Genomic DNA, 13,756 nt, shown 5'->3' on the forward strand with positions numbered 1-13,756 from the left:
GCGGTTCTGTCCTCAATAGACAGATTCAGACGGCCGGGGTCAGCACGGTGACCTCGACCGTCGCCAGCCGGCTGAACCCGAGGCGTTCGTACAGCGCGATGGCGCCGGTGTTGGTCGACACGACGTGCAGGAACACCTCGTCGCCGCGGGCTCGGATGTTCGTGGCGACCGCGCGCATCAGCCGGGTCGCCAACCCTTGGCCCCGGAACGCGGGGTGGGTGCACACCGCGCTGACCTCCGTCCAGCCCGGGGCGGAGAAGCGTTCACCGGCCATGGCGGCGAGGGTGCCGTCGCGCCAGATGCCCACGTAGCCGCCGAGGTCGATGGTGCGGTCGCGGAACGGGCCGGGTGCGGTCAGGTCGGCCAGGGCGCGCATGGCGGGCACGTCGGCGGCGGTCAGGTCACGAACCTCGGGATCAGCACCGGCACCGAACGCCGAGCCCGAGAACAGCAGCACGGTCATGCGGTGCACGGCGAGACGGTGGTCCGCGGCCCAGCCGTCGGACACCGCGCCCGGCACGCGGTGCAGTGCGGCGCCGCCCGTGCGGTGGGCGAGGGTGGCGAGGTCGCGCCAGTCCTGTTCGGACGGTTCGTCCGGCACGGCCGCGAAGGGCGCCACCGCGTCGATGTACCGCAGCACCCGGCCTTCGCGCTCCGCCAGGTGCGCGTGGCGGGTCCGCAGTGCGTCGTACACAACGTTGGTCAGCATGACGAAGCACTCCCGGCCGGCGGTTCAGAACGATTCCAGTGTTGCCACGGCCCTATGATGAAGCAAATCGATAATCCTCATACACACATCGGGAGTTTCGATGGCCGTGACGCTTCGGCAGCTGGCCGTGTTCGCCGCCGTCGCCGAGCACGGCGGGTTCGGTTCGGCCGCCACGGCGCTCGGAACCAGCCAGTCGTCGGTGTCGCACGCGCTCGCCACGCTCGAAACCACGGTGAACGGCGAGCTCGTGCGGCGCGCCACACCCGTGCGCCTGACACCGCTCGGCGAGCTGCTCCTCCCCCACGCACTCGCCACGCTCACCGCCGCGCGTGCCTTCGATGCCGCAGCCAGCGCGTACGCCGGCACGGCCGCCGCCGCGAAGATCAGCCTCTCCGTGCCGCCGACGGTCGCACGCGGGCTGCTGCCAGGCCTGTTGCGGCTGTGGCACGAGCACCTGCCACAGGTCGAGATCACGGTGTTCGAGGCCGTCGACGAGGAAATCGCGCAGTGGCTGGAAACCGGGACCGTCGACGCGTCCTTTCTCATCGATCCGGACCCGGTTCCCGCCGGCGCCCTGCCCGTGGCCACCGACGCGTACGAGGCCGTGGTCCGCACCGACCACCCGCTGGCGCGGGAGACGGCCATCGAGCTGGCCGACCTGCTCGAAGACCCGCTGCTCGTGACGACGTCCGGCTTCGTCGCCCCGCTCCAGCACCTGCACGCGACGGCCGGGCTGCCCTACCGGCCGGCGCGCCGCATCCGCGAACTGACCACGTTGCTTTCCATGGTGGAAGCCGGCCTCGGCGTCGCGATCCTGCCGTCGCTGGCCGCCGCGATGCTGCCCGACGCCCTGACGCTGGTGCCGCTGCGGCCGCGGCTGGCGCGCCGGATCGTGCTCACCGGGCCGGCCACCCGGCCGTGGCACCCAAGTGTCGTCGCCCTGCGGGACCTCGCCGCCGAGCACACCCGCTTGCTGTAGTGCCCTGGCAGGTTGTTCATGCGGGTGATTGGTGGTTGTCCGTCGAGGACGGTGGCCGATGCCTCGTCGAGCAGATCGCGCTCGGCGAGGCTCGCGGCCGTGAGCCGGGCGGTGCGCACCCGTCGCTCGTGGTCGCCGGGGTCGGGGGAAGTCTCGGCCGCCGAGGGCAACAGCGCTGCTGGGTGGGGTCGTGCGCCCGTTACGATCCTGGTGCGGTCATCGAGGATCCGATCGGGGTGCGCACGACTGCTTGAGGAGGCCTCGATGAGCGAACCGCTGCGGATTCCGGTGGAGCGGCTGCGAGCCGTCATCGACGTACTCCTGAACCACTTGGCCGGGGCTGAGGGCCCGACCCTCGCGCTCGAGGCCGACTACTTCTGGTCCATTCCGCCGGACTCGCTCCACAACGTTTACGCCGAGCCGGACGAGCTCACGATCGGTTCGCTGTGCGACTCGTGGCAGTACTTGGAAAACCTGCTCAGGCACAAAGAAGACGGTGTGATTCCGCACCACTTCGTGTGGCTGTCGGAAGTGCTGCGTGCGGTGGGGCATCCGGAGACGAGGATCCCGCCGGATTGAGGGGCTCGTCGCTCACGAAGCCAAGCGGTTGCGCAGCTCGGCGACGCCGTCGCCGCTGAGGTCCGGTAGGAACGCGGCCCGTCCGGCCAGGACCATCACGAGTGACAGCAGCGGACCGCGGACGTCGGGGCCGGTGCCTTCGGTGAAGTCGGCGTCGGTGGCGTGGAGGGTGAGGCCCTTGGCCACGGTTTTGCTGTTGACGGCGAAGTTCTTCGAGGCGAAGAAGCGCGCCACGGCCAGCAGGCCGGCCGGGTCGGGGTCGTGGGTGAGGCCGAGCGGCTTGCGGATGTCCGCGCTGTGCACGATCACCTCGCCCAGGCCCGCCGGGGAGGGCTTGATCGGCGACGCGATGGGGCCGACGTGGCGGAAGCGTTCGAGTGTCTCCGCCGGGGTGCTGCCGCGGAAGTCCTCGAGGCGCCGGCGGTTGTGGAGCGCGGCGTCGAAGCGCGCGGCGAACATGCTGCGGAACCAGGCGGGCCGGCTGGTCGCCGCGGCGCCGCCGAGGTGGGAGACGACTTCCTCGACGTCCCAGTCGGCGCACAGGGTTTCCGCGCGCCACTGCTGCGGGGCGAGGGCGCTCAGGTCTTCGACGAGCGCGTCGAGTTCGCGCTGCTGGATCTCTGGCAGGTCGCTCACGCGGTGAGGATAGCGGCCCGGCACGGTTCGAAGCCGGTCTTCGCGGGGTAAAGGGAGCATTTTCGCTGTGGCGCACCAATTCGTGATCTTTTCGTTCACGTCGGCACGTAACGGCCGACGTCGGTCGCCGATGTTTTCGTGTCGGGTCAACGAAGTTGGGTGGGCGCACAGTGGACGAGTACGGTATCGAGGACCATCCGGACCTGATGGACCCCGACTGGCAGCGACACGCCGAAAAGGAGGCGTGGGTCGGCCTGCGGCGCAACCGGCGCCGCGCGAACCGGCGCAAGTGGGTGGTGACGTCGGCGGTCGTGGTCGTCGCAGGGGCGGGCGCGGTGCTGGCGTTCTCCGCCTGGGGGAACGCGACGGCCGAGCACGCGTCCGATGCGGACACTGCCCTGCCTGCGTCCACTTCGGTCGCGACCACGAAAGCCGCGCCCACCGAGCTGCCGGACCTCGCGCACGTGGACCTGACCCGGCCGTTCGACAACACGCCGGCCCAGAACTGGGCCGAGGGCATCGCGGGCGTGACCGTGCCGCCGGCGGCGAAGGTCGGGTCGTTCTCGGCGCAGCAGGTGAAGGCGGCCGAGGACCAGGTGAAGCAGGCGATCACCGCCGCGCAACTGGACCAGGACACGCTGACCGCTCACAACCCGGCCGAGTACGTCGGCCTGCTCGCCCCCGACGAGCGGCAGGACGTGCAGGCCGACGCCCCGGGGTACCTGATCTACCTGGCGGACGGGTACCACCTGCTGCCCGTGCCGCCGCGGATGAACGGCTCGATGACCGTGAAGCCGGGCAAGGCCGGTGAACTGGTACTGCACACCTCCTACGTGGTGGCCTACGCCTTCGACCCCGGCACCCACGCGACCTACGGCCCCGCCGACCTCGAACCGTTCGTGCGCGTCGACGTCGACTACGTGATGCGCAGCGGCTCCGGCTTCAGGTCGTCGAGCCGCGGGCTGTGGGTGGAAAACTCCCGGCAGTACTTCACCTCCGTCGCGTGCGGCAGCGACGACCGGCTCGCGCCCGCGTTCAGCGAGCACAACTACGCCGCCACCTCGCTGGCCCCCGAACCCGGTCGGTTCGATCCGGCCAAACCCATGCCGACCGAGGACAACTGCCACCACTGAGCGGGATCACACGACGCCCGCCTCGATGAGCTGTTGCCAGATCACGCCTTGGTCCACCACTTCGACACCGAGTTTCTCGGCTTTCGTCAGCTTGGCGGCCCCGACGTCCGCGCCCGTGACGAGGAAGTCGGTGCTGGCCGAGACGGACGAGGCGGTGGTGGCGCCGGCCTGCTCGCAGAGGCGCTGGAAGGTGGGGCGGGGCACCTTTTCGCCGGAGCGCGGGTCGTTGATGCCGCCTGTGATGACCACCGTCTTGCCGGCCAAGGGGGCACCCGCGGCGACGACCGGCGGGAGGTCCTCCTCCAGCACGTCGAGGGAGACGCCGCGCTCGCGCAGGCGCTCGAGTTCGGGACGCAGGCGGGTGAGGTGTTCGATCAGGGACGCGGCGACCTTCGGGCCGATGTCCTCCACCGCCACCAGACCGTCGACGCCCGCCTCGGCGACCGCCTCCAGCGAGGCGAACCCCGAGCGGCACAGGCGCGCGGCCGTGCCCTCCGACGCCATCGGGATCGCCAGCCCGATCAGCGCCCTCCGCAGGCCGACTCGGCGGCTGGCGTCGATCGACTCGATCATGCGCGTGGCCGAGACCTCGCCGATGCGGTCGAATTCCAGCAGACGTTCCTTGGTCAGGCGGTAGAAGTCGGACGGGTGCTCGAGGATCCCCAGCTCCGCGAGCCGTTCGATCCACACGCCGCCGATGGCGTCGATGTCCGCGGCCGCGCGCGAGGCCCAGTGGATGAGCCGGCGCACGGTCTGGGCCGGGCAGGCGACGTTGGTGCAGAACAGTTCCCGGCTGTTGCCCTGCTCGGTCAGCGGCTGCCCGCACGACGGGCACACGGAGGGCGGCACGATGTCGCGCTCGGCCCCCGTGCGTTTCGACGCGTCGAGCACTCCCGCTACGAACGGGATCACATCACCCGCGCGGCGCACCAGCACCGTGTCGCCGATCTTGATGCCGCGGGCCCGGATCACCTCCTGGTTGGCCAGCGTCGCGCGGGTGACCGTGGTCCCGCCGACGAACACCGGCTCCAGCCAGGCGACCGGGGCGATCTTGCCGGTCTTGCCGACGTCCCACACGACGTCGGCCAGCACCGTGGTCTTCTCCTCGGCCGCGAACTTGAACGCCAGCGCCCCGCGCGGTGAGCTCGACCGCGTGCCCGCCGCCGCGTAGGCGTCGCGGTCGGCCAGGCGCAGGACGGCGCCGTCGAGGTCGTAGTCGAGGTCGTTGCGCTGCTGCTCGATCGTGGTGATGACCGCCTGCGCGGCCTCGGCGTCGGTGCAGCGGCGCATGTCGGCGGCGGTGAAGCCGAGGGTCTGCAGGGCGCTGCCCAGGTCGGTGTCCGCGCTGTCCGGGTCGGTGTCCAGGTCGAACGCGAAGAACCGCAGCCGCCGCTCGGCGACGGTCGCCGGGTCTTTCGCCCGCAGCGTGCCGGCCGCGGCGTTGCGCGGGTTGATCAGCGGCTTGTCGGGATGCGCGACGTTGTAGGCCGCGAACGTGGAGCGCAACATCACCGCCTCGCCGCGCACCTCGACCCGCCCCGGTGCGTCGACCCGGTCGGGGACACCATCGGTGAGCGCGCGCACGAGGAAGGTGACGTCGTCGCCCGTCGTGCCGTCGCCTCGGGTGACCGCGCGCGCCAGGCGCCCCTGCTCGTAGACCAGCGCCAGCGACAGGCCGTCGAGCTTCGGCATCACCACCACCGGTTGCCCGGGGAAGCGATCGAAGAACGCCGCCACCTGCTCGGGCCGCGTCGCCTTCTCCAGCGACAGCATCGGCCGCGAATGCCGGATCGGCGCGTGCAGCACCGCCGGCGCCCCCACCTGCTCCAGCGGGTTGGGGTCCGGCGCCAGCTCGGGGTTGGCCTCGATCAGCCCCCGCAACTCGTCTTCGACGGCGTCGTACTCCGCGTCGGCCACCACCGGCGAACCCCGGTAGTAGGCGTCGCGCAGCACCACGATGCGGTCGGCGAGTTCCTGAATGCGCTCTTTCACGTCGACGACGCTACCCGGGGGGTCCGACAAAAACCGGGACCCGTCCTCATCGGACAGACGTCGGACCGGCTCGACCCGGAAGACGGCGATCCGCGGCGCCGACTCGGCCACCTCGTCCGGCGAAGCCCCCTCGGCCAGCCCCGTGGTGACGAACCGCTTGCCGACGCTCGCCGGACTCGTCGCGACCAGCTGACGCAGCAACGGCGGCCGCTCCTCGACGGGGACTTCGACCAGCCGCGCCGTGCGGCTCTTGCGGCCTCTCGTGAGCGTGACGGTGTCGGCGGCGCGCGCGTTGACGACCCACGCGGCCTTCGGGAACGCCTGGAAGATGTAGCGGCCGCCGTCGAGTTCGTTGACGGCGATGGGGAACGTGCGCGGCTGCCCGGTGCGCCGGCCCGTCACGGTGAGCAGCTGCATCGGCCCGAACGCGATCCCGCCGCGCTGCAACCCGACGATGATCTTGTTGATCGTGTTGGTCATCCTGCGGTAGCTGTCCATGACTCCGAGCGTACCCCAAGTTGTACGGAAACCATATAATATCGCCAGCATAGCTTCCGGCTGCTGCGATACCCTGCGGTTTCCACACGAACCACGAGGGGACGGCGGCATGAGGCCAGCCACCGCGCGACGCCGCCGGCTGACGACCGCGGTCAAGGACGCCGTCCGCGACCTCAACATCCAGCTCGCTCTGCTCAACCGCCGCTTCGGCAACCGCGTGGAACTCCGCGACGCCGACTGGACGTGCCTGGACTTCATCAACCGCCACGGTCCGCTGTCACCCACGGAGCTGGCCCGCCGCACCGGCCTGCATCCCGCGACGCTGACGGGGATCCTGGACCGCCTGCAAAAGGCGGGGTGGGTCGTGCGGGAACGCGATCCCGAGTCGGCGGATCGCCGGGCGGTGACGGTGCGGGGGGTGCGGGAGCGCAACGCGGAGCTGTTTGAGGTTTTCTCGGGGATGAACGGGCGGATGGACGACGTGTGCAGCCGGTATTCGGAAACCGAGCTGGAAGTGATCGCGGATTTCCTGCGCCGGACTTCCACGGCGGGTGAAGACTCGGCGGAGGAGCTCGCGCAAGGCTGACGGTCCACTGTGCACGGTGCGCCGAACCCGCCCCGGACAGGAAAAAAGCAGGGTTTCCCCTGCCACTTCCAACGTATACCGCACCCCGGGGCTTGCGGCAAGACCCCCGGGGTGCCGCACAATCGTCCACCGTGGCCGGAACGCGGGAAGTCCGGCCGGAGAGCGGGGGAAGTTTTCGTGATCGATGTGGTCATCGCCGGGGCCGGGCCGACGGGTGTGATGCTCGCGGCCGAGCTGCGGTTGCAGGGGCTGGGTGTGGTCGTGCTGGAGCGCGACGTGGAGCCGAGCAAGATCGTGCGCGGGCTGGGCCTGCACACGCGCAGCCTGGAGGTGCTGGACCAGCGCGGGTTGCTGGAGCCGTTCCTGGAGGCCGGCACGAAGTACCCCATCGCGGGGTTCGCGGGGATCGCCAAGCCGACGCCGCCGAACCTGGACACGGCGTTCCCGCACACGCTCGGTCTGGCCCAGACCGTGGTCGAGCGGCTGCTGACCGAGCACGCCGTCGAGGTGGGCACCGAGCTGCGGCGGGGCGTCGAGCTGGTCGGGCTGAGCCAGGACGACGACGGCGTGACGGTGGACCTGGCCGACGGCTCACACCTGCGGGCGCGGTATCTCGTCGGCTGCGACGGCGGGCGCAGCACCGTGCGCAAACTGCTCGGGATCGACTTCCCGGGCGAACCGTCGCGGCGTGAGTGGCTGCTCGGCGAGGTCGAGCTGACCGCGCCCGCCGACGAGGTGCTCACCGTGATGAACCAGGTGCGCAAGACCCAGCTGGGGTTCGGCGCCGGGCCGCTGCCCGACGGTGGCTACCGGCTCGTGACGCCCGCCCTGGAAGTGGCCGAGGACCGCACGCGCCCGCCGACGCTCGACGAGCTGAAGGCGGCCACGCGCGCCACCGCCGGAACCGATTTCGGCATGCACTCGCCGCACTGGCTGTCGCGGTTCGGCGACTCCACGCGGCTGGCCGAGCGCTACCGCTCGGGGCGCGTGCTGATCGCCGGCGACGCCGCGCACATCCACCCGCCGATGGGCGGGCAGGGGCTCAACCTCGGCATCCAGGACGCGTTCAACCTCGGCTGGAAGCTCGCCGCCGCGGTGCACGGCTGGGCGCCGGCCGGGCTGCTCGACACCTACGAGGCCGAGCGGCACCCGGTGGCCGCGTCCGTGCTGAACAACACGCGCGCGCAGGCCGAGCTGATGTCGCTGGAGCCGGGTCCGCAGGCCGTGCGGCGGCTCGTGTCGGAGCTGATGGACTTCGAAGAGGTGACGCGGTTCCTCATCGAGAAGGTGACCGCCATCGGCATCCGCTACGACTTCGGCGACGGCCCCGACCTGCTCGGCCGGCGGCTGCGCAACGTCAGCCTCAAGAGCGGCCCGCTCTACGCCCAGCTGCACGCCGGACGCGGGCTGCTGCTCGACCAGACCGGCGGGCTTTCCGCGGCGGGGTGGGCCGACCGGGTGGACCACCTCGTGGACGTCAGTGAGGAGCTCGACGTGCCGGCCGTGCTGCTGCGGCCCGACGGGCACGTGGTGTGGCTCGGCGCCGAGCAGCAGGAGCTGGAGGCCGGGCTGGCGCGGTGGTTCGGCACGGCTCACTGAGCCCGCCTCGACGCGGCCGGAGGTTCTGTGCGCCGGCCGCGTCGCGGTGGTTTGACTTGGCTCGAACCCGAACCCGAACCCGGCCAGAGCCCGGCCCCGGCCAAAACCCGACCGCAACCAGAGCCCCAACGCGGCCAGAGCCCACTTCGGACAAGCCCGACCGAGGACAAGCCCGACCGAGAACAGAGCCCGCCCTCCCCAGGGGGCCACCCCCGGATCCATTCTACCGGCGAGACCCGACAAAACCGGGCCCACGACCGCGCGGGCACCGAATTGTCCACAAGCGAGCGTCGCTGTGGACAACCAGGAAGATCGTCCAGCCGACCAGGTCGAGCAAGCCCTCCCGACGATCACGGTTGCGCGGGCGGCAACTGCCGCAGCCGGGCCAGCTCCGCCGGATCCCGCAGTTGCAGCCAGCGGATCACTTCGCTGTACGTGGCGCAGATCGTGTCCGGCTTGACGCAGACCTCGCCCATGAAGTCCTCGGCCGCCCGGGCGAAAGCGCCGCCGGCCCAGTCGTTGAAGTGGTTGGCCACCACGAGTGGCGCGCGGTTGCCGGTGAACGCGGCCTGGTACGCACCGCGGTAGGTCGCGAGCGTGGCGGCGCGGAATTCGGCGGTGCGGGAGCTGTCGTCGCGGGCGTGGTTGTACTGGAACCACAGGTTGTAGTCCATCATGACCACTTTTTTGTTCAGGGCAGGCACTTTCACGTACGGCATCCAGAACTCCCACAGACCGTCCACCTGCTCGGGCCAGCGCACACCCTCGCAACGGACGGCTCGAGTCGTAGCGCAGTCCGGCCTGGCGCATCGCGGGGAACGCCTGGCTCCAGTCGCCCTCCAGGCACGGGGTGCGGCCGCCGCGGATCGTGGCCGGGTCGAGGTTGAGACCGCGCTGCGTGCGGGCCCGGTCGACGAATTCGAAGAACTGCGCCAGCTCGTCGCTCCACGCGGCACTCGTCCAGTGGCCGACGCTGGGTTCCGAACCGGTGCAGAAGTGACCGTTGTAGTGCGTGCCGATTTCCTGGCCCTGGGCCACGGCGGTGTTGAGGTCGGCTACGAGCGTGCGCACGTCCTGTTCGGACCCACCGAAGCCGATGGACGCCTTGCCCGCGCGATGGCCAGGGCCTTGGTACTGCGTGCGCTGGGCGTCGGTGAGCAGGTAGATACCGGAGAGAAAACCGCTGAAGTGGGCGTGGACGCGCTGCGCCAGCGGGAGCACACGCTGCCAGTGCTCGTGGGATCCGGCGCCGTCGAAGGAGAAGAGCACGAACTGCGGGGGTTTCTCGCCCGGGTTCAGCTCGTGCAGCCAAGGCGGGGATACCGGCGCGGCCGCGGCCTGGGCGCCGCCGCCCGGTTGCGTGGGCGGGCCGTCGAACACCAGAAGGGAGACGAAGGTCAAGATCAGCGCGACGGTGAGCGCCAGCGTCGTTCTTCGTCGTCTGATCGCTGCTCTGCTGGGTCTCGGCATTCTGTTGTCCTCTCTCGGAGCCCGACCGTACGTGCCGCCACCTGCGAAAACGCGCGGCGCGCCGGGAGGGCCGACCACGATTTGTCGCAGCGTTCGGCGATCATTCCGAGTGGATCAAGCTCTAAGATCGCTGAATGGAGCTGAGGCAGGTCGAGCACTTCCTCGCCGTGGTGCGGCGCGGGAGCTTCACCGCGGCCGCGCAGGAAGTGCACGTGGTGCAGTCGGCGCTGAGCGCGTCGATCCGCAAGCTCGAGGGCGAACTCGGCACACCGCTGTTCGAGCGCACCACGCGCCGCGTCGAGCTGACCGAAGCGGGGCGCGCCCTCGTGCCTGCGGCGCACCGCATCGTCGCCGACGTGGTGGCCGCGCGCGGCGAGGTCGCGGCCGTCGCGGGGCTGGCGAGCGGACGCGTGTCGATCGGGACGATCCAGACGCTCACGGTCGTCGACCTGCCGGCCAAGCTCGGAGTGTTCCGCACGCGCTACCCGGGCGTGCGCATCCAGGTGCGCGAGGGTCTGGTGCCCGACTTGGCGGCCGCCGTGGCCAGCGGGGAGCTCGACCTGTCGTTCCTCGCCGCGGAGGAACCGCTGCCCGGCGAGCTGACGGGGTTCGCCGAGTGGTCCCAGCACCTCGTGCTGCTGTGCCACCCCGGCCACCGACTCGCCCGCCGCCGCCGCGTCCGCCTGGCCGAACTCGACGACGAACCGTTCCTCGACTTCAGCGGCAGCGGCATTCAGGCCATGGTCGCACGCCGCTTCGCCGAAGCCGGCCTGCGCCACAACCGCGTCTGGGAGGCCACGCACATGCCACTGCTGGTTGACCTCATCGCGGCCGGACTCGGGGTGAGCATCGTGCCGGAGCCGGTGGCGCAGCGCTCAGGGCTGCCGCACGCGCGGCTGGAGCAGCCGGGCTTCAGTCGTGCGATCCGTCTTGCGGGGCGCGGTCCGGAGCCGACGAACCCGGCGGCCCGGGCGTTGCTGGCTCATCTGTTGTCGTGAGCCTTCCCCGCGGCCGCGCGAACAGCAGACCGCACCCGACCAGCCCGAGGACCATCGCCACCGTCGGGTAGCCGACCAGGGCCGTGACCGCCGCCAGAGCCAGCGCGCGCACGCCGAAGCGACGAAGCAGGCGGACCAGGTCCGTGGTCTCGGTGTCCATGCCTTCGAGTATCGGCGGAGGCACGAGGGCCGGTCCAACGCGGCTTTTTGCTGGGACTCAGCGATGGGAGAGCTGAATCAGCACGCGAACGGGCCGCCTCGTGAACCGAGGCGGCCCGCCGTAATCAGGAACGGGTGAACTGGATCAGCTGTGCGCCGCGGCCAGGACGGCCGGGTCGGCGGCCGGCGGGACCAGCTTCGGGTATTCCTTCTGGAACTTGGTGATCATCGTCGCGGAGGGGATGATCCTGTTCGGGTTGGTCTGGCCCGTGGCCTGCTTCTCGCCCCACGCGCCGGCGGCCTTGCGCTGGTCGGGGGTGCCGTGGCTGTGCTGGCAGTCGCCGATGGAGGCGTTGAGGTAGGTCACTTCCTGCTGGGTGCGGGCGTCCCAGGCCTCACCCTTGGCGTGGGCCACGAAGTAGCCGCCGTAGGCGTCCGGGCCCATTTCGCCGGACTCGTTGCCCGGGAAGTTGTTGTGGGCGAAGTCGAGCTGGTGGCCGTATTCGTGGCCCAGCACGGCTTCCACGGCGACGTCGTCGAAGCCGAGCAGGTTGGTGGTGTCGAGGATGCCGTCACCGAGCATCACGCGCTTGCCACCGAAGCTGTCGGCCGGGGCGGAGAACGCGTTGAGCGTGAGCAGCGGGTTGCGCCCGCCCTGCAGCACCGGCAGCTCGAACAGCACCTTGTTGGCGAGCGCGGCCGCGTCCTTCACGCGCGCCGGCGCGAGGCCGAGGCCGAAGGTCTGCGCCATCTTCGCCGAGCTGCCGAGGTCGGTGCCCTTCCACGCGACGAGCTGCACGTTCCAGCTTTCGATGTCCCAGAAACCACGCAGCTTCGAGATGGCCGAAGTGGCGCGCGACGTGTACTGCCCGTCGGTGCCGAACACCTGCGGCTGCTTGTCGGTGGCCACGCCCTGTGCGTAGAGCTGGCCGAGCGCGGAAAGCGCGTCGAAAGCCTGGCCCTCGACCGGCGTGAGCTGTGCGGCGAGCTGGTTCGCGTACGTGAGCAGCGCACCCTCGGTGCAGTCCGCGGCCGGTTTCTGCTTCGCGTGGCCCTGCTTCTGCCCGATGTGGTCGATCGGCGAGTCGATCAGCGGGTCGACGCCGGCCCGCGCGCTCGCGGGAATGCCGTTGTACAGGTCCACGACGTCCTGGTACAGCTGCGTCACGTCCTGCTCGACGGTCGACGGCGCGGGCTCGGCCGCGAACGCCGGCACGGCCGTGGCCACCGTGAGCGCGCACAGCGTGCCCGCCGCGGCCAGAGTTCTGCTGAGCGTGCGTGGAAGTTTGGGCACAGGTGTTCCCCTCCTGAGAAAAGACCCGGGATCAAGATCGAGAAGCAAGATCACCTTAGGACGGACTCAGGCCCCGAAACGGGCATCACCCGAAGACTCCCGAGATGGCCTACACCATTCGGCGGGTTCGCCCAGCCGAAAGTACTAGGCCCGGACCGGTCGTCGACAACGACCGACGAAAGTGCTGAGCCAGGCAGGGGAAAATCGCGCTCCGGCACAACCTTTTCGCGTGCGGATCACTGCATTTCGAATGAATGCAGCAACGCGGGAAATCGCTCGAACGCCTCTCCCAGCCGCGCAGCCAGCTCTTTGAGCAACGGCAGCCGCGTGGCCACGAACTCCGGCACCGGCAGGTAACCGGAAACCGTGGAACAACTGACCCCGGCCACGACCGAGCCGCCGAACACGGGGCAGCCCAGGGCGGTGATGCCGACGTCGAGCTCGTCGACCACCACCGCGTAGCCGTCGCGGCGAACCTGGTCGAGGCGCGCACGCAGGTCGTCGGCCGAAGTCACAGTGGAGGCCGTGCGCGCCTCGAGCTTGGCGACACCGAGGAAGGCATCGAGCACCGCCGGGCGCTCGTGGGCCAGGATCGCCCGGCCGGACGCGCTCACGTACGCCGGCACGCGCGCACCCGGCGTGATGGCGAAGCGCATCAACCGGTCGGTCTGCGCGTGACACACGTGGAGGATGTCGGTGCCCGCTAGCGCCGTCAGCGAGACGCTGTCGCCGGTCTCGTCGCGCACACGCTGCAGCAGCGGCTGCGCCAGGCTGCTCAGGTTCATCGCCCGCGTGTAGCCCGCCGAGAGCTCCAGCACCCGCGGCGTGAGGACGAACCGCTTGTCCACCTGCGCCAGGTACCCGAGCTCCACCAGCGTGAGCAGGAAGCGGCGCGCGGCGGCGGGGCTGAGGCCCGTGGCGGCGGCGACCTGGCTGAGGGACATTTCGGGCTGATCGGGCCCGAAGGCCCGCAACACCGTCAATCCCCTGGCCAGCGAGGTGACGAACTGTTCCTTGTCCGCGCTTGACATCGTCGCGCAGCCCTTCCTAATCTCGTTTGCCGCCTAGCGGAAAAGTATTCGCTAGGCGAAATTCTAGCACTGCTCCGGCTCAACGAGGAGGCT

13 protein-coding genes are annotated in these 13,756 nt (G+C 70.4%); 7 read left to right on the forward strand and 6 right to left on the reverse strand.

Features of this window, described 5'->3' with window-relative positions; genetic code table 11:
- Window positions 1–25: 25 nt before the first annotated feature.
- On the reverse strand, window positions 26–709 hold the full coding sequence (locus ACWEOE_RS27480; RefSeq protein WP_452014024.1) for a GNAT family N-acetyltransferase: 684 nt from the start codon (window positions 707–709) through the stop codon (window positions 26–28).
- A 100-nt stretch (window positions 710–809) separates the two neighbouring features.
- Between ACWEOE_RS27480 and ACWEOE_RS27485 the strand changes: the two genes are divergently transcribed.
- Both ACWEOE_RS27485 and ACWEOE_RS27490 read left to right on the forward strand, forming a co-directional pair.
- Complete coding sequence (locus ACWEOE_RS27485; protein ID WP_452014026.1) at window positions 810–1,688, forward strand: LysR family transcriptional regulator; 879 nt, start codon at window positions 810–812, stop codon at window positions 1,686–1,688.
- 264 nt (window positions 1,689–1,952) lie between these two features.
- Window positions 1,953–2,267 carry a hypothetical protein gene (locus ACWEOE_RS27490; protein ID WP_452014028.1) on the forward strand — a complete coding sequence of 105 codons (315 nt, stop codon included), beginning with the start codon at window positions 1,953–1,955 and terminating at the stop codon, window positions 2,265–2,267.
- Between the two features lie 12 nt (window positions 2,268–2,279).
- On the opposite strand, the gene ACWEOE_RS27495 is transcribed toward ACWEOE_RS27490, so the two are convergent.
- Window positions 2,280–2,903 (reverse strand): maleylpyruvate isomerase family mycothiol-dependent enzyme, encoded by a 624-nt coding sequence (locus tag ACWEOE_RS27495; protein ID WP_452014030.1) that lies wholly within the window; start codon window positions 2,901–2,903, stop codon window positions 2,280–2,282.
- 170 nt (window positions 2,904–3,073) lie between these two features.
- On the opposite strand from ACWEOE_RS27495, the gene ACWEOE_RS27500 reads away from it, so the two are divergent.
- On the forward strand, window positions 3,074–4,036 hold the full coding sequence (locus ACWEOE_RS27500) for a hypothetical protein (RefSeq protein WP_452014032.1): 963 nt from the start codon (window positions 3,074–3,076) through the stop codon (window positions 4,034–4,036).
- Between the two features lie 6 nt (window positions 4,037–4,042).
- Here the strand turns inward: ACWEOE_RS27500 and ligA are convergent, their stop codons facing one another.
- Window positions 4,043–6,526, reverse strand: coding sequence for an NAD-dependent DNA ligase LigA (gene ligA, locus ACWEOE_RS27505; RefSeq protein WP_452014034.1), 2,484 nt, complete (start codon window positions 6,524–6,526; stop codon window positions 4,043–4,045).
- A gap of 109 nt (window positions 6,527–6,635) precedes the next feature.
- Between ligA and ACWEOE_RS27510 the strand changes: the two genes are divergently transcribed.
- Both ACWEOE_RS27510 and rox read left to right on the forward strand, forming a co-directional pair.
- On the forward strand, window positions 6,636–7,112 hold the full coding sequence (locus ACWEOE_RS27510; RefSeq protein ID WP_452014036.1) for a MarR family transcriptional regulator: 477 nt from the start codon (window positions 6,636–6,638) through the stop codon (window positions 7,110–7,112).
- A gap of 177 nt (window positions 7,113–7,289) precedes the next feature.
- On the forward strand, window positions 7,290–8,711 hold the full coding sequence (rox, locus tag ACWEOE_RS27515; protein ID WP_452014038.1) for a rifampin monooxygenase: 1,422 nt from the start codon (window positions 7,290–7,292) through the stop codon (window positions 8,709–8,711).
- Window positions 8,712–9,061: 350 nt separating this feature from the next.
- Here rox and ACWEOE_RS27520 read toward each other — a convergent pair whose 3' ends face one another.
- Window positions 9,062–9,430: a hypothetical protein gene (locus tag ACWEOE_RS27520; protein ID WP_452014040.1), complete on the reverse strand. Its 369-nt coding sequence runs from the start codon at window positions 9,428–9,430 to the stop codon at window positions 9,062–9,064.
- 277 nt (window positions 9,431–9,707) lie between these two features.
- Between ACWEOE_RS27520 and ACWEOE_RS27525 the strand changes: the two genes are divergently transcribed.
- Together ACWEOE_RS27525 and ACWEOE_RS27530 are read left to right on the forward strand one after the other, a co-directional pair.
- On the forward strand, window positions 9,708–10,325 hold the full coding sequence (locus ACWEOE_RS27525; protein WP_452014042.1) for a hypothetical protein: 618 nt from the start codon (window positions 9,708–9,710) through the stop codon (window positions 10,323–10,325).
- Complete coding sequence (locus ACWEOE_RS27530) at window positions 10,316–11,179, forward strand: LysR family transcriptional regulator (protein WP_452014044.1); 864 nt, start codon at window positions 10,316–10,318, stop codon at window positions 11,177–11,179. The genes ACWEOE_RS27525 and ACWEOE_RS27530 overlap by 10 nt, the downstream gene beginning before the upstream one ends.
- A gap of 304 nt (window positions 11,180–11,483) precedes the next feature.
- Here ACWEOE_RS27530 and ACWEOE_RS27535 read toward each other — a convergent pair whose 3' ends face one another.
- Window positions 11,484–12,632 (reverse strand): hypothetical protein, encoded by a 1,149-nt coding sequence (locus tag ACWEOE_RS27535; protein ID WP_452014046.1) that lies wholly within the window; start codon window positions 12,630–12,632, stop codon window positions 11,484–11,486.
- 236 nt (window positions 12,633–12,868) lie between these two features.
- Window positions 12,869–13,663 carry an IclR family transcriptional regulator domain-containing protein gene (locus tag ACWEOE_RS27540; protein WP_452014048.1) on the reverse strand — a complete coding sequence of 265 codons (795 nt, stop codon included), beginning with the start codon at window positions 13,661–13,663 and terminating at the stop codon, window positions 12,869–12,871.
- Between the last annotated feature and the right edge of the window lie 93 nt (window positions 13,664–13,756).

The sequence above is a fragment of the Amycolatopsis sp. NPDC004368 genome (genome assembly GCF_053602515.1).